Raw genomic sequence first — 14,423 nt, 5'->3', positions numbered from 1 at the left:
CACGCCATTGACTGAGGTCCTCGTTTATCAGCCGTGGGTGTTTGTGTCAGGCGCGTTGCTGCTGGGCATGATTGTCGGCAGTTTTATCAACGTGCTGGTATGGCGCCTGCCGAAGATGCTGGAGCGCGAATGGCGAGCCCAGGCCCATGAGGTCCTTGGCCTTCCCGCCGAGCCCATCGCGGCTCCCTATAACCTGATGCGCCCCAACTCCTGTTGCCCACACTGCAGCCACCCGATTCGCCCCTGGGAGAATATTCCGCTGCTCAGTTATGTACTGCTCAAGGGACGTTGCTCAAGTTGCCATCAACCTATTGGCGCGCGTTATCCCATCACCGAACTGGCGTGCGGGCTGATCTCGGCGGTTGTCGCCTGGCATTTCGGTTTTGGCTGGGCAGCCGGAGCGGTGTTGTTGTTGAGTTGGGGCTTGCTGGCGATGAGCCTGATCGATGCAGACCACCAACTGCTGCCGGATGTGCTGGTGCTGCCGTTGCTGTGGCTGGGGTTGATCCTCAACAGCTTTGGCGTTTTTGTGTCATTGCACGATGCGCTGTGGGGCGCGGTAGCCGGTTACATGAGCCTGTGGTCGGTGTTCTGGGTGTTCAAGCTGATTACCGGCAAGGACGGCATGGGGCACGGGGATTTCAAGCTGCTGGCCATGCTCGGGGCCTGGGGCGGCTGGCAGATCCTGCCGATGACGCTGTTGCTGTCTTCCCTGGTGGGTGTGATGGGAGGCCTGATTCTATTGCGCCTGCGCAAAGCCCAGGCATCCACTCCAATGCCTTTTGGTCCGTATCTGGCAATTGCCGGCTGGATTGCATTGCTCTGGGGTGGTCAAATAACCGACTTCTATTTGCAGTCTGTCGGTTTCAGATGACCACTTCTGTCGCAACACCCTGGATTCTTGGCCTCACTGGCGGCATCGGCAGTGGCAAAAGCGCGGCCGCCGAACACTTCGTCCGGCTTGGCGTGGACTTGATTGACGCCGACCACGCCGCGCGCTGGGTAGTCGAACCCGGGCGCCCTGCCCTGGCGCAGATTGCCGGGCATTTCGGTGCGGATGTGCTGCAGCCTGACGGGCAACTGGACCGCGGCGCGTTGCGCAAGCTGATCTTCGAAGTGCCCGACGAGCGCCGCTGGCTGGAGGCGTTGCTGCACCCGCTGATCGCCGAGGAGATTCGCAGCCACCTGGCGCGTGCACAATCGCCTTACGCGATCCTGGTGTCACCGCTGCTGATCGAGTCCGGCCAGTACACCATGACCCAGCGGGTGCTGGTGATCGACGTGCCGCAATCGTTGCAGATACAGCGTACCCTGCAACGCGATGGCATCAGCGAAGCGCAGGTGCAGGCGATTCTCAAGGCCCAGGCCACCCGTGAAGACCGCCTGCGCCATGCCGATGACGTGCTGGTCAATGACCAGGACCTGGCCCGGCTGCACGCCGAGGTCGAGCGACTGCACCACTTTTACCTTACTTTGCGTGGAGGCCGATCATGAGCCAACCCCTGAACGTCGAATGCCCAACCTGCGGCGCACCTGTGGAATGGAAAGCAGAAAACGTCAACCGTCCCTTCTGTTCGGACCGTTGCAAACTGATCGACCTGGGCGCCTGGGCGTCCGAGGAACACAAGATCCCGGTCAGCCCGGACGCCGAGGACGACCTGTTCTCCGAAGACTTTCAGCCCAAACACTAAGGCCGCATAAAGCCATAGTCCTGCTGGTCGTCGAGATTCTCTGCAAGGTACTGCAGCTCGTCGGCCAGGTCTTCAAAACTGCGCACGCCCTTGCTCTGCTGCACCACCGCACTGAGCATGGCGCGCAGGGTCAAGCCCGGGTCAAAGCCGATTTCCTGCGCCGCGTCCTGGCTTCTGCGTAACTCCTGCCGTGCCCACTCGTACACACTCATGATTCCGTGCTCCTGGAAATTTTGCAGAGCATGCGACCACTTGCGCGTGCGGCATTTGACCTGGATCAAGGCCGCGGATCGTCATCCTTCCAGGGCGCCGAGAGGTAGCGAGTGCGGTTGAATGTCTCCAGCCACTCGGGGCAGAACACCACCAGGGCGCTGATCACCATGCCGTTGATAAAGGCCTCGGGGAAAATGATCAGCCACAAGTAGCCGACAAAATCCTCGATCCATTCCGGCATCGCAAAACGGCCATCGAACCACAGCAGCCCCAGGCCTGCCAGCAGGCACAACAAGGCCGACAGTGCGGCGGCGAAAAAGCCCGAACAGAAGATATACACAAAGGGATTGCGTGGCCTCGCCCGCTCCACCAACAGCGCACAGCCTTCGGTGACCAGCACCGGCAACAGGATCAGCAGCATGCCGTTGATCCCCACGGCGGCCAGGTCCTGGCGGCCGAGCAACACCAGGCCGATTTGCGCGGCAAAGCCTCCGACGATCGCCAGGGGCCAATCGAGCAACAAGGTCACGGCGGTCATGCCGACGAAGTGGTAGGACACCCCAGTGTCGAAATCCCGGCGCACCAACCACAACATGAACAGTGCGAATACGGTGCCGAACAGCAAGTGCTGGCGTCGGCGGTCGGCAAACAGCTCGACCCACGGCGAACGCAGGAGCGCCCACATCACCACCGGCGCATACAGCAGCCAGCCGATGCTGAGGGTTTCCGGCGCCAGCACCGCTGCGCTGATCACGGCTGCACCTGCTCCAGGGCCTGGCGCAGTTCAGCGGCGGAATCGTATTCGTGCTGCGCCACCAGCGTCCCGTGATCCAGTTGCAGCCACAGCACTTTATCCACAGGTGCGGGATAGCGCGGGCTTACACGGGCATCGCGGTCGAGCATGACGCGATAGTTGTAGGCCTGCATCGCCGGCACCGCGAACATCTTCGCGATCAGCCGGGGCATGCGCTGGATATCGGCGAGAAACACCGCATGCCGAGCCTCCAGGTAACCCTTGGGCTGGCCTTGCAGCGCCGCATCGACGATCTTGGCGGCGTCCATGCTGCGCGCTACGAGCAAGGTTTGCGCCTGGTCATCCAGGGTGTAGGCCTGGTCGAACTGATCAAGCAACGTCCAGGGTGCAACGCGCTCACCCACTTCGACGGCGTGGGCCCACACGGGCAAAAGACTCAAGAACAGCACCACAAAACACTTCACTGCATACTCCTCATGCCACGGGACGCTGTCGAGTGGCCAGTCTACACCGACCTTTTGACGCGGGACTTCCTGCGGTCATCATTTGGACGCTAAGCTGGTGACATGGATGACTCAGATTACTTGCGCCTGCTCACCGTAGCGGCCGAACAAGCCAATGCTTTCCTGTCCAATGCCCGCAAATGGGAGCGTGAGCGTTGGGTCTGCCAGCGCCTGTTGCAAGGCTTGAACGTGCCCTATCGCGCCGAAGAATTCCACGCCGCCGGGCAAGAACCGCCGGACGTGCTGTTTCGCGACGCCAGTTTCGAAGTGTTTTTCGTACTCGATGAAGGCCGGCGCCTGAACGATGAATGGCGCGACGAACTGCTGCGGCGGCGCAGCGCGTTTTCCCTGAGCCAACTGGTTCGGCGAGAAGCCAAGCCCCGGCGCATTCCCGCCCACGAATTCCTGTTGCGCCTGGCGCCCACCCTGCGCAAGAAGGCCCACAACTATAAAGAGCGCGGGATGGACCTGGGGGAGCTGGACCTCATCGCCTTCGCCAGCCTCAAGCGCGAAGTACTGGACCTCAACAGTCACTTCCCTCCTCCCACCGAGTACCTGCGCCAGGGCTGGCGCTCGCTGTCCCTCGTGGGGCCGACCTTCGCCCGCGTACTGTTCGCGCACCCGGACGCGCCGGACTTCTTGCGCAACAATCTGGGGCGCAGCATAGTGTTTGATGTGGGCATCAGCCTGTGATCGGGTTGGCGACTATGCTTCAGGCAATGCCGCCAATCACCCGACTGTAACGTGGCGCCCTTCAGCAACGTCTACCTGACGAGGCCTTTATGACCAGCCGCCTGAACCCCGACGACCAACAGCATGTCGAAGAGTACCTGCAACTGTCCCAGAACCAAGTCGAGCGCAAGCCTTTCCGGCCCTGGCTGCTCCTTGCCGTGGTGCTGGTTGCAGTGATCGGCCTGGGTTTGCTGAGCCGCCTTTTGAGTTACCTGACGCTATGAGCTGCCTGGCGCTCGTTCGGGTAACTGCACCGATTTCCTTTAGCCTTGCGAGATATCCCCATGACCCATCGTATTATTATCGTCGGCGGCGGCGCCGGCGGCCTGGAGTTGGCTACCCGCCTGGGTAAGACTCTGGGCAAGCGCGGCATCGCCAGCGTCACCCTGGTGGATGCCAACCTCACCCACATCTGGAAACCCTTGCTCCACGAGGTGGCGGCCGGCTCGCTGAACTCTTCGGAAGACGAACTCAATTATGTTGCCCAAGCAAAATGGAACCACTTCGAGTTCCAGCTGGGGCGCATGAGCGGGCTTGATCGCGAGCAGAAAAAAATCCAGCTGGCCGCCACCCTCGACGAGGAAGGCCGGGAACTGGTGCCCGCGCGCGTGCTGGGCTACGACAGCCTGGTGATCGCCGTCGGCAGCACCACCAATGACTTCGGCACCGAAGGCGCGGCGCAACACTGCCTGTTCCTCGACACCCGCAAGCAGGCTGAGCGTTTCCACCAGCAATTGCTCAATCACTATCTGCGCGCCCATGCCGGGCAGACGGACGTGGTAGAGCAGATCAGCGTCGCCATTGTCGGCGCCGGTGCCACCGGCGTCGAGCTGGCCGCCGAGCTGCATAACGCCGCACATGAACTGGCCGCCTATGGCCTGGACAAGATCAAGCCGGAAAACATGCACATCACCCTGATCGAAGCCGGCCCACGGGTGTTGCCTGCCCTGCCGGAGCGTATTGGCGGGCCCGTACATAAAACCCTGGAGAAACTCGGGGTGACCGTCCTGACCAACTCCGCCGTCAGTGAAGTGACGGCCGACGCCCTGATCACCAGCAGCGGCCAGGTAATCCCGGCCAGTCTCAAGGTCTGGGCCGCCGGGATTCGTGCGCCAGGCTTCCTCAAGGACATCGACGGCCTGGAAACCAACCGTATCAACCAACTGCAAGTGCTGCCGACCCTGCAAACCACCCGCGACGAGAACATCTTCGCCTTTGGTGACTGCGCGGCCTGCCCGCAACCCGGCACCGATCGCAATGTGCCGCCACGGGCCCAGGCAGCTCACCAGCAGGCATCGTTGCTGGCCAAGTCGCTGAAACTGCGAATCGAGGGCAAGGACCTGCCGTCGTACAAGTACACCGACTACGGCTCGCTGATCTCGCTGTCGCGCTTCTCGGCGGTGGGTAACTTGATGGGCAACCTGACGGGCAGCGTGATGCTGGAAGGCTGGCTGGCGCGGATGTTCTATGTGTCGCTGTATCGCATGCACCAGATGGCGCTGTATGGCTTCTTCCGCACGGCGATGCTGATGCTGGGGAGCAAGATCGGGCGAGGGACCGAGCCGCGCCTGAAACTGCACTGACAGCACGTTCCGGGATAGGACTCGGTGAGTGTGGGAGCGGGCTTGCTCGCGAAAGCGGTGGTTCAGTGCCAGATGCACTGGCTGACACACCGCTTTCGCGAGCAAGCCCGCTCCCACATTTGTTTTGTGGTGCGGACAGGATTCCGCGCACAAAAAAAATCCCCGCATCTTTCGATACGAGGATTTTTAATATGGTCGGGGTAAGGGGATTCGAACTCCTGACATCCTGCTCCCAAAGCAGGCGCGCTACCGGACTGCGCTATACCCCGGTAAAAAAAAGGCGACCTCTCAGTCGCCTTCTTCGATCAGCGCTTTTGGCCTCTGATCTTAAGATTCGATTCCAGCGTTAACTGGTCTCAAAAATGGTGGGTCGTGTGGGATTCGAACCTACGACCAATTGGTTAAAAGCCAACTGCTCTACCAACTGAGCTAACGACCCAAATATGGTCGGGGTAAGGGGATTCGAACTCCTGACATCCTGCTCCCAAAGCAGGCGCGCTACCGGACTGCGCTATACCCCGGTTTTGAAATTGGCTCCGTGACCAGGACTCGAACCTGGGACCCAATGATTAACAGTCATTTGCTCTACCGACTGAGCTATCACGGAACTACATATTTCAAAGTGTTACGTTGTTGCATGTTACCTTCTCTTCGACGCTTCCGTATCGCTACGTTAGTGTCTCTGAGGCGCGCTATTCTACAATCTTAAAAACCCCTGTCAACCCTTTAAATTGCTTTTAAGACAATGATTTGCGCTTCTTTCTGATTTCTCCTTGGGGAGAAGAAACCGTTGGGCTGACGTTGCTGCGGGGCGCACTTTACAAGCCTTTGCCTTACAGTTCAACGCCCTATCGAAAAAAAAGGCCCCGCAATGCGGGGCCTCTTCTTATAGCAGTACCGCTTGGGCTTAGTGGAAGACGATTTCGTCGTTCTCCACCGTCGCCTCGACGCTGGTGCCCGGCATAAAGCTGCCCGACAGGATCAGCTGCGCCAACGGGTTCTCGATCCAGCGCTGGATCGCACGTTTCAACGGCCGTGCGCCATAAACCGGGTCGTAACCAACCGCGATCAGCTTGTCCAACGCCTCGCGGCTCAGCACCAGGGACAACTCGCGCTCCGCCAGACGGCTGCGCAGGCGGCCCAACTGGATCTCGGTAATGCCCGCGATCTGATCCCGCGCCAGAGGCTCGAAGATCACCACTTCGTCGACCCGGTTGATGAACTCCGGCCGGAAGTGGCTGGTCAGCGCGTCCATTACGGCTGCACGCTGGGCCTCACGATCACCCACCAGCTCCTGAATCTGTACCGAGCCCAGGTTGGAGGTCATCACGATCACCGTATTGCGGAAGTCCACGGTGCGCCCGTGACTGTCCGTCAGGCGGCCATCTTCCAGCACTTGCAGCAACACGTTGAACACATCCGGGTGGGCCTTCTCGACCTCGTCCAGGAGGATCACCGAGTAAGGCTTGCGCCGTACCGCTTCGGTCAGGTAACCGCCTTCCTCGTACCCTACATAGCCTGGTGGCGCCCCGATCAGGCGAGCCACGGAATGTTTCTCCATGAACTCGGACATATCGATCCGCACCATCGCCTCTTCGGTATCAAAGAGGAATTCGGCCAGGGCCTTGCACAGCTCGGTCTTGCCCACGCCGGTCGGGCCGAGGAACATGAACGAGCCGCTCGGACGGTTCGGATCGGACAACCCCGCCCGCGAACGCCGCACCGCGTTGGACACCGCGACCACCGCCTCTTCCTGGCCGATGACGCGCTGGTGCAACAGGCTTTCCATCTTCAGCAGCTTGTCGCGCTCGCCTTCGAGCATTTTCGACACCGGGATACCGGTCCACTTCGAGACGACTTCGGCGATTTCTTCCTCGGTCACCTTACTGCGCAGCAGCTGGTTCTCAGGCTTGCCGTGCTGGTCGACCATCTGCAGGCTACGCTCCAGGTCCGGTATCACCCCGTACTGCAACTCGGCCATGCGGTTCAGGTCGCCTTTACGGCGGGCTGCTTCCAGTTCCTGACGGGACTGCTCGATCTTTTGCTGGATCTGCGCAGAACCCTGCACTTCGGCTTTTTCCGAGGTCCAGATTTCTTCGAGGTCCGAATACTCGCGTTCCAGGCGAACAATTTCTTCCTGGAGTTTTTCCAGGCGTTTCTTCGCCGGCTCGTCTTCTTCTTTCTTCAGGGCCTGGGATTCAACTTTCAGCTGAATCAGGCGCCGATCCAGACGGTCCAGCACTTCGGGCTTCGAATCGATCTCCATCCGAATGCGGCTGGCCGCTTCGTCGATCAAGTCGATGGCCTTGTCCGGCAACTGCCGATCAGTGATGTAGCGATGGCTCAGTTTCGCCGCCGCGATGATCGCACCGTCGGTGATCGCGACTTTATGGTGGACCTCATACCGCTCTTTCAAACCACGCAGGATCGCGATGGTGTCTTCTTCGCTCGGTTCTTCCACCAATACTTTCTGGAAGCGACGCTCAAGGGCCGCGTCCTTCTCGATGTACTGGCGGTATTCGTTCAGCGTGGTCGCACCCACGCAATGCAACTCGCCCCGCGCCAGTGCCGGCTTGAGCATGTTGCCCGCGTCCATCGAGCCTTCGCCTTTACCGGCGCCGACCATGGTGTGCAGTTCGTCGATAAACAGAATGATCTGCCCTTCCTGCTTCGACAGTTCGTTCAGCAGGGATTTGAGGCGCTCTTCGAACTCGCCACGGAACTTGGCGCCGGCAATCAGCGACCCCATGTCCAGGGACAGCAGGCGCTTGCCTTTAAGGCCGTCCGGCACTTCACCATTAATGATGCGCTGGGCCAGGCCTTCGGCAATCGCGGTTTTACCCACGCCAGGTTCACCGATCAGCACCGGGTTGTTCTTGGTGCGACGCTGCAGGACCTGGATGGTGCGACGAATTTCGTCGTCACGACCGATCACCGGGTCAAGCTTGCCTTCTTCGGCGCGCTTGGTCAGGTCGACGGTGTATTTGTCCAGGGCCTGGCGGGACTCCTCGTGGTTAGGGTCATTTACCGCCTCGCCGCCGCGCAGGTTGTTGATGGCGTTTTCCAGGGCTTTTTTGCTCACGCCCTGGCCCAGCAACAATTTGCCAAGTTTGCTGTTGTCGTCCATCGCGGCGAGCAGCACCACTTCACTGGAGATGAACTGGTCACCCTTTTGCTGCGCCAGTCGATCCGCCTGGTTAAGCAGACGCGCCAGATCCTGGGACATGTTCACGTCGCCAGTCGGGTTTTGGATTTTCGGCAGTTGGTCGAGCTCTTTGCTCAACTCCTTGCGCAGGCTGTTGACGTCGAAGCCCACCTGCATCAGCAAGGGTTTGATGGAACCGCCTTGCTGCTCCAGGAGCGCTTGCATCAAGTGCGCAGGCTCGATGGCCGGATGATCCAGGCCAACCGCCAGAGATTGGGCATCGGATAAAGCCAACTGCAATTTGCTGGTTAAACGATCAATACGCATTAGTCACCTTCCTTTTGAGCAGGCCGGAGCTATGAACAAACACATCCTGAATGAAGAAACCTGCCAGATACCCTTATAGATGGGGTGGATTCTGGAAGATTCAAGCGGGCGACCGCTGACTTGCGTCAGGATTGACCCAAGTCAAAGGAGTCTAGCGTTCAAGCCAGACAAGGGAGGCAAACCGACCGGTGCGCGGGCTGCGACGGTAGGAATAGAAGCGGGGATCCGTCACGGTGCACAAGCCACCACCGTACACGGCAGTGACGCCGCGGGCGGCAAGCCGCAGGCGAGCCAGTTGGTAAATGTCGGCCATGAACTTGCCCGGGTTCTGACTGGGCACGAACGCCTCAATCGTTTCCGGAAGTTGCTGCATAAAGGCTTCACGCACTTCCGGGCCGACTTCAAAGGCTTGCGGACCGATGGCCGGCCCCAGCCACACCAATACGTCGGCAGGCTCGGTATCCAGGCTTTCAACGGTCGCTTCCAATACGCCAGCGGCCAGGCCACGCCAGCCGGCATGGGCTGCCGCGACGCGGGTACCGGCGCGATTGCAAAACAAGGCAGGCAGGCAATCAGCCGTCATCGAAGTGCAGGCGATGCCGGGAGTGCTGGTCCAACTGCCATCGGCTTCGGCAGTCCGGCCGGGATCCGCCTCAACTACAACCACGCCGTGAACCTGGCGCAACCAGGCGGGCTGGATATTGAAGGCAGCGCAGAGACGACGGCGATTTTCGAGCACGGCATCGAGGCTGTCCTCGACATGATCGCCGAGATTTAGCTTGTCGAACGGCGCCACGCTGACGCCGCCCGCACGGGTGGTAACGCAGGCTTTCACCCCGGCCGGCGCGGGCCAGTCAGGAATCAGCCAGTCACTCATCCGATAAACGCCTCGCGATCCTGCTTGAGCAGCGACAACAACCAGACAAAATCGTCTGGGAGTGGCGATTCCCAGCTCATCCGTTTACCGCTCGTCGGATGATCCAGCTCCAGGAAGCGTGCATGCAGCGCCTGGCGCGGGAAGGTTTTCAGCGAATCAACCATGGTTGCACTGGCCGCCGGCGGAATGCGGAAGCGCCCACCGTAGGCCGGATCTCCGACCAACGGGAAGTTGATGTGCGCCATGTGCACCCGAATCTGGTGGGTACGACCGGTTTCCAGCTTTACCCGCACGTGAGTGTGGGAGCGGAAACGCTCAAGCACGCGGTAGTGGCTGACGGCTTGCTTGCCGCCTTCCATCACCGCCATGCGCTGGCGCTGCTGGCCGTGGCGGCCGATCGGGGCATTGATTTTGCCACCGGCGGTTACCACGCCGATCACGATGCATTCGTAGATCCGGCTGACGCTGCGGCTCTGCAGTTGTGTGACCAGCTGCGTCTGCGCCTGAATGGTCTTGGCTACCACCATGAGGCCGGTGGTGTCCTTGTCCAGGCGGTGCACGATGCCGCAGCGCGGGACATTGATGATGTCCGGCACGTGGTGCAACAAGGCATTGAGCAGCGTGCCATCAGCGTGCCCGGCGGCCGGGTGAACCACCAGGCCGGCAGGTTTGTTGATCACCAGGATGTCGTCGTCTTCATAGACGATGTCCAGTTCAATGTCCTGGGCGATCCATTCTCCCTGGGCTTCCTGCTCGGCAGTCAGCTCAAGAATCGCACCACCATGGACTATGTCTCGCGGGCGGATAACCGCTCCATCCACAGTCAGGCGGCCGTCTTTGATCCAGGCGGAAAGGCGCGAGCGCGAGTGCTCAGCGAATAATTGTGCGGCGACTTGATCGAGGCGTTGGCCGCCCAATTCGGACGGCACCTCTGCGCGAAGTTCAATTTTATCGGACATGCTCAGACTAGGCGTGGCACAGCCTTTGGTTTCGGCTGCGCGCTTGTGGTTAAATACGGCGTCTTTTGCCCCGAGGCTTTCCAAGGGGCGCTCATCATAACAGGACGGCCCCGCCCAAGACAGCGGCCGTCATAGGGACGCAAGCCGCCATGCAAGTGAAACACCTGCTGCTGATCGCCATCCTCGCCATGACTGCTGCTTGCTCGTCAACAAAGGAAGTCGTCGACGAAAACCTGAGCGAGGTCGAGCTGTACCAACAAGCTCAGACCGACCTGAACAACCACAGCTACACCAGCGCCACGGCAAAACTGAAGGCACTGGAGTCGCGGTATCCGTTCGGGCGTTACGCCGACCAGGCCCAGCTCGAGCTGATCTACGCCAACTACAAGAACGCCGAGCCGGAAGCTGCCAAGTCCGCCGCCGAGCGTTTTATCCGCCTGCACCCGCAGCATCCGAACGTGGACTACGCCTACTACCTCAAGGGCCTGACCTCGTTTGACCAGGACGTTGGCCTGCTGGCGCGCTTCCTGCCGCTGGACATGACCAAGCGTGACCCGGGCGCTGCCCGCGACTCCTACAACGAGTTCGCCCAGTTGACCAGCCGCTACCCGAACAGCCGCTACGCGCCGGACGCCAAGCAGCGCATGATCTATCTGCGCAACCTGCTGGCTTCCTACGAGATCCACGTAGCCGACTACTACCTGACCCGCCAGGCGTATGTTGCTGCCGCCAACCGTGGCCGTTACGTAGTGGAAAACTTCCAGGAAACCCCATCGGTGGGTGACGGCCTGGCCGTGATGACCGAGGCTTACCAGCGCCTGCACCTGGACGCCCTGGCGGCCACCAGCCTGGAAACCCTGAAGCTCAACTACCCGGACCACCCAAGCCTGAAGGACGGCCAGTTCGTACCGCAGGTTGCCGAAGCGGACAACCGCTCGTGGTTGAGCAAGTACACCCTGGGCCTGATCGAGTCCCGTCCACCGCTGCCGCCGGGCGAAACCCGCGCCAACCAGGACATCATCAAGCAATACCAGGACGCCAAGGATTCGATTCCATCGGACCTCAAGCCGCGTGACGAAAACGGCGACATCATCGAAGAGCAAGGGCCTCAAGCCCTGGGCAATAACGAAGATCGCTCGTGGTTCAGCTACATGACTTTCGGCATCTTTGACTGATTGTTCGCCGCGATGCAAAAAGGGAGCTCTTCGGAGCTCCCTTTTTTATTGCGCTGCATAATTGCGCTGTGCGCCCATCACGTCCTTGGCTAAACTGCGGGATTCCTTGTCGAGAAGCTGCCCACCATGGTTCGTCTACTGTTCTGGATCGCCGTTATTGCTGCCGCGGTATGGTTTTGGCGCAAATTCAAAAGCCCGGCCGCCAAACAGCAGCGGCCCAGCGAACAGGGCCCGATCCAGATGGTTCGTTGCGCCCACTGTGGCCTTCACCTGCCACAGGATCGAGCCTTGAGCCTGCGCCAGGAATGGTATTGCACCCAGGCGCATCTGGAGCAAGGGCCGAAACCTATCCAGCGTTGATTCGGCCTGCCGGCGCATACGGGGCCGGATCAATGATCGGCTCATGTCCCAGCAACAAATCGGCAAACAGTTGGCAGGACGCCGGCGCCAGCACCAGGCCGTTGCGGTAATGCCCGCAGTTGAGCCACAGCCCGTCGAAACCTGGCACCTTGCCAATATACGGAATGCCCTCCGGCGAGCCGGGCCGCAAACCGGCCCAATGCCCCACCACTTCGGCATCGGCCAGGGCCGGAATCAACTCGACGGCAGAGGCTTTCAGGCTTTCCAGTGCAGAGTCGGTGGGCGTCTTGTCGAACCCCTCGTGCTCCAGCGTGCTACCAATCAGAATGTGCCCATCCCGCCGGGGAATCGCATAACGCCCCTTGGCCAGGACCATGCACGACAAGAAGTCCGACGCACACTTGTACAAGATCATCTGCCCCTTGACCGGCTCCACGGGCAACTCAAGCCCCAGGCGGCCCAGCAACTCACCGCTCCAGGCGCCGGCGGCCAGCACTACCTGATCGCCATGGATCGGCCCGAGCGCCGTATTCACCCCAACAACCTTGCCGCCCTGCTGAATAAACCCATCAACCGCACACTGCTCGTGAATCGTCACGCCCGGCAGGGCCAACAAGGCCGCCTTGAGGGATTTGACCAACCGCGGATTACGCACATTGGCCACATCCGCCATATAGATCGCCTGGGACAACCCGGCACCCAGCACCGGCACAGCGTCATGGGCAGCTGAAACATCCACCTTGCTCAGCGGGCGCCCTTCGCGGGCTGCCCAGGCAAGCGCCTCGGTTTCATCATCCAGGTCCAGCCAATACAGGCCGGTGGTGTGAACTTCCGGGTCAATGCCAGTAGCCGCGAACAGACGCTCTGCCAGTTGCGGGTAAAAATCCTGGGACCAGTGCGCCAGGGCCGTCACGGCCGGGCTGTAGCGCCACGGGTAGAGCGGGGAGACAATGCCGCCGCCGGCCCAGGAAGACTCCTGACCGACCGCCGAACGATCCAGCAGCACAACCGCTTGCCCTTGGGTCGCCAGGTTGAACGCCGTCAACAACCCGATTACCCCACCACCCACAACCACTACTTGCTGTTGCTTAGCCATTGTTCGATCCAGCCGATAAAAAGAAAAAGGCACGCCCGGCGCCCAATCGTCCAGCTTCCTCATCATTGCCCCCAGCACGCCTTGCGCGTCATATCAGGCGCGGCTCCCGGATTGCTTCGCGCACCGGTACTGCTCAGGCTGAAGGCGGCACAGGGATCGCCCGCCATCACCGAGTCAATTGCCGGCGTGGCAAGCAGAACGAAATCCTGAGGGTTCAATGCAGGGGTGATTCTATAGCGATCATTGCCGGCGATGACGCCAGTTGCATCAATAAAAGTGCCGTTCCTCGCGTAATAGCGCTCAAGGTACTGTGCCTGCTCACTCAGCAACCCGGCAATTTCCGCGCGATAGACCTTTTTCATATGGCTGAGATACCCGGGATAGGCGACGCCCGCCAGGAGTCCGACGATCGCCACGGCGATCATTAATTCGATCAGGGTGAAGCCTGTGCAATCCTTGCCCATCGTGCTGCTCACCTATTGAAGTTGTCGCCACATGATTCGTCGGAAACGCTCGCCGGGCCCGCTGCCCACACGGGCATACACAGACTCCAGGACCGAACGCGAGTGCCCACTGACGCCCACTGATGTCACGCGATAGACCGTGGCCTGGGCCTCTGCCGGGAGTTGAGCCAAACCCGTTCCCGGCCCCAGGTTTTGAATACCGTAGACGCCGTCTTTCATCCCTATCCAGGTCACAGTCGATACGGGATTCGTCCCCGGCCCCACTACCGAAACCGATTCGGCAGGTGGCGCGCACGCAGCCGTCGAGTGGCAAGGGCGCAGGGCGAAACCTGACGCCTGCACCAAAGACTCGCCAAGCCTGAGGCCGCTTTCGGCCTGCTGAAACGACTGGTTGCGCTGCCGAAGGCTGCCGGTAATTTTTTCTTGCGAGATTGCTCCCTGCATCGAAGACACTCCGAGGAGTGCCAACAACAGCAGGAATACCAGGCTGATCAGCAAAACCATGCCTGCCTGCCTCGAACGGGAGAGGTAATAACCCATGGGC

General features: G+C 60.5%; 17 protein-coding genes and 4 tRNA genes. 8 read left to right on the top strand and 13 right to left on the bottom strand.

Translation table 11 applies throughout. From position 1 onward, the window contains the following. Positions 1-67 precede the first annotated feature (67 nt). Genes HX817_RS10690 through yacG form a run of 3 tightly spaced genes read left to right on the top strand, consistent with a single transcriptional unit; the run spans position 68 to position 1,691 of the window. Complete coding sequence (locus tag HX817_RS10690; protein WP_256348717.1) at positions 68-874, top strand: A24 family peptidase; 807 nt, start codon at positions 68-70, stop codon at positions 872-874. Next, positions 871-1,494, top strand: coding sequence for a dephospho-CoA kinase (gene coaE, locus HX817_RS10685; protein ID WP_003215920.1), 624 nt, complete (start codon positions 871-873; stop codon positions 1,492-1,494). Before HX817_RS10690 ends, coaE begins: the two co-directional genes overlap by 4 nt. Beyond that, positions 1,491-1,691, top strand: a complete 201-nt coding sequence (yacG, locus tag HX817_RS10680; protein WP_003215918.1) for a DNA gyrase inhibitor YacG — start codon at positions 1,491-1,493, stop codon at positions 1,689-1,691. Before coaE ends, yacG begins: the two co-directional genes overlap by 4 nt. On the opposite strand, the gene HX817_RS10675 is transcribed toward yacG, so the two are convergent. The 3 genes from HX817_RS10675 to HX817_RS10665 all read right to left on the bottom strand — a co-directional run bounded on the left by HX817_RS10675 (position 1,688) and on the right by HX817_RS10665 (position 3,122). Beyond that, positions 1,688-1,903, bottom strand: a complete 216-nt coding sequence (locus HX817_RS10675) for a hypothetical protein (RefSeq protein ID WP_003215917.1) — start codon at positions 1,901-1,903, stop codon at positions 1,688-1,690. The genes yacG and HX817_RS10675 overlap by 4 nt on opposite strands. Positions 1,904-1,968: 65 nt before the next feature. Beyond that, positions 1,969-2,658, bottom strand: coding sequence for an energy-coupling factor ABC transporter permease (locus HX817_RS10670; protein ID WP_177040206.1), 690 nt, complete (start codon positions 2,656-2,658; stop codon positions 1,969-1,971). Beyond that, positions 2,655-3,122 carry an FAD/FMN-containing dehydrogenase gene (locus HX817_RS10665; RefSeq protein ID WP_177027814.1) on the bottom strand — a complete coding sequence of 156 codons (468 nt, stop codon included), beginning with the start codon at positions 3,120-3,122 and terminating at the stop codon, positions 2,655-2,657. Before HX817_RS10665 ends, HX817_RS10670 begins: the two co-directional genes overlap by 4 nt. 102 nt (positions 3,123-3,224) lie before the next feature. On the opposite strand from HX817_RS10665, the gene HX817_RS10660 reads away from it, so the two are divergent. From HX817_RS10660 to HX817_RS10650, 3 genes are all read left to right on the top strand, one after another. After that, positions 3,225-3,854: a DUF1780 domain-containing protein gene (locus HX817_RS10660; RefSeq protein ID WP_008437312.1), complete on the top strand. Its 630-nt coding sequence runs from the start codon at positions 3,225-3,227 to the stop codon at positions 3,852-3,854. Between the two features lie 89 nt (positions 3,855-3,943). After that, positions 3,944-4,117 carry a DUF3094 family protein gene (locus tag HX817_RS10655; RefSeq protein ID WP_010174986.1) on the top strand — a complete coding sequence of 58 codons (174 nt, stop codon included), beginning with the start codon at positions 3,944-3,946 and terminating at the stop codon, positions 4,115-4,117. A gap of 60 nt (positions 4,118-4,177) precedes the next feature. Next, on the top strand, positions 4,178-5,476 hold the full coding sequence (locus tag HX817_RS10650; protein ID WP_003215906.1) for an NAD(P)/FAD-dependent oxidoreductase: 1,299 nt from the start codon (positions 4,178-4,180) through the stop codon (positions 5,474-5,476). Positions 5,477-5,668: 192 nt separating this feature from the next. Here HX817_RS10650 and HX817_RS10645 read toward each other — a convergent pair. From HX817_RS10645 to rluD, 7 genes are all read right to left on the bottom strand, one after another. Then, a tRNA-Pro gene (locus tag HX817_RS10645) sits at positions 5,669-5,745 on the bottom strand. 94 nt (positions 5,746-5,839) lie between these two features. Then, positions 5,840-5,915 (bottom strand) — tRNA-Lys (locus HX817_RS10640). A 5-nt stretch (positions 5,916-5,920) separates the two neighbouring features. Beyond that, positions 5,921-5,997, bottom strand: a tRNA-Pro gene (locus tag HX817_RS10635). Positions 5,998-6,007: 10 nt separating this feature from the next. Then, a tRNA-Asn gene (locus HX817_RS10630) sits at positions 6,008-6,083 on the bottom strand. A 300-nt stretch (positions 6,084-6,383) separates the two neighbouring features. Continuing rightward, a complete protein-coding gene (clpB, locus tag HX817_RS10625) occupies positions 6,384-8,948 on the bottom strand; it encodes an ATP-dependent chaperone ClpB (RefSeq protein ID WP_003215904.1) in 2,565 nt (854 codons plus the stop codon). Positions 8,949-9,099: 151 nt separating this feature from the next. Further along, the gene (gene pgeF / locus HX817_RS10620) at positions 9,100-9,825 is read right to left on the bottom strand and encodes a peptidoglycan editing factor PgeF (RefSeq protein WP_177040205.1); all 726 of its coding nucleotides are present in this window, start codon (positions 9,823-9,825) and stop codon (positions 9,100-9,102) included. Beyond that, the gene (rluD, locus tag HX817_RS10615) at positions 9,822-10,784 is read right to left on the bottom strand and encodes a 23S rRNA pseudouridine(1911/1915/1917) synthase RluD (RefSeq protein WP_003215899.1); all 963 of its coding nucleotides are present in this window, start codon (positions 10,782-10,784) and stop codon (positions 9,822-9,824) included. The genes pgeF and rluD overlap by 4 nt, the downstream gene beginning before the upstream one ends. A 149-nt stretch (positions 10,785-10,933) precedes the next feature. Here rluD and HX817_RS10610 point away from each other — a divergent pair, with 149 nt between their 5' ends. Further along, a complete protein-coding gene (locus HX817_RS10610) occupies positions 10,934-11,959 on the top strand; it encodes an outer membrane protein assembly factor BamD (protein WP_102369923.1) in 1,026 nt (341 codons plus the stop codon). A gap of 126 nt (positions 11,960-12,085) precedes the next feature. Next, positions 12,086-12,319, top strand: a complete 234-nt coding sequence (locus HX817_RS10605) for a PP0621 family protein (protein WP_003215896.1) — start codon at positions 12,086-12,088, stop codon at positions 12,317-12,319. Here HX817_RS10605 and thiO read toward each other — a convergent pair. From thiO to HX817_RS10590, 3 genes are all read right to left on the bottom strand, one after another. Next, the gene (gene thiO / locus HX817_RS10600) at positions 12,306-13,415 is read right to left on the bottom strand and encodes a glycine oxidase ThiO (RefSeq protein ID WP_177040204.1); all 1,110 of its coding nucleotides are present in this window, start codon (positions 13,413-13,415) and stop codon (positions 12,306-12,308) included. The genes HX817_RS10605 and thiO overlap by 14 nt on opposite strands. Before the next feature lie 62 nt (positions 13,416-13,477). After that, positions 13,478-13,879 carry a type IV pilin protein gene (locus HX817_RS10595; RefSeq protein WP_177040203.1) on the bottom strand — a complete coding sequence of 134 codons (402 nt, stop codon included), beginning with the start codon at positions 13,877-13,879 and terminating at the stop codon, positions 13,478-13,480. 12 nt (positions 13,880-13,891) lie between these two features. Continuing rightward, positions 13,892-14,419, bottom strand: coding sequence for a PilX N-terminal domain-containing pilus assembly protein (locus HX817_RS10590; protein WP_003215890.1), 528 nt, complete (start codon positions 14,417-14,419; stop codon positions 13,892-13,894). Positions 14,420-14,423: the final 4 nt, after the last annotated feature.

This window comes from Pseudomonas sp. C6002 (assembly GCF_013385805.1).
Taxonomy (GTDB): Bacteria; Pseudomonadota; Gammaproteobacteria; order Pseudomonadales; family Pseudomonadaceae; genus Aquipseudomonas.
Note: the sequence above shows the minus strand (reverse complement) of the source record. Positions and strands in the feature narration are given on the sequence as shown.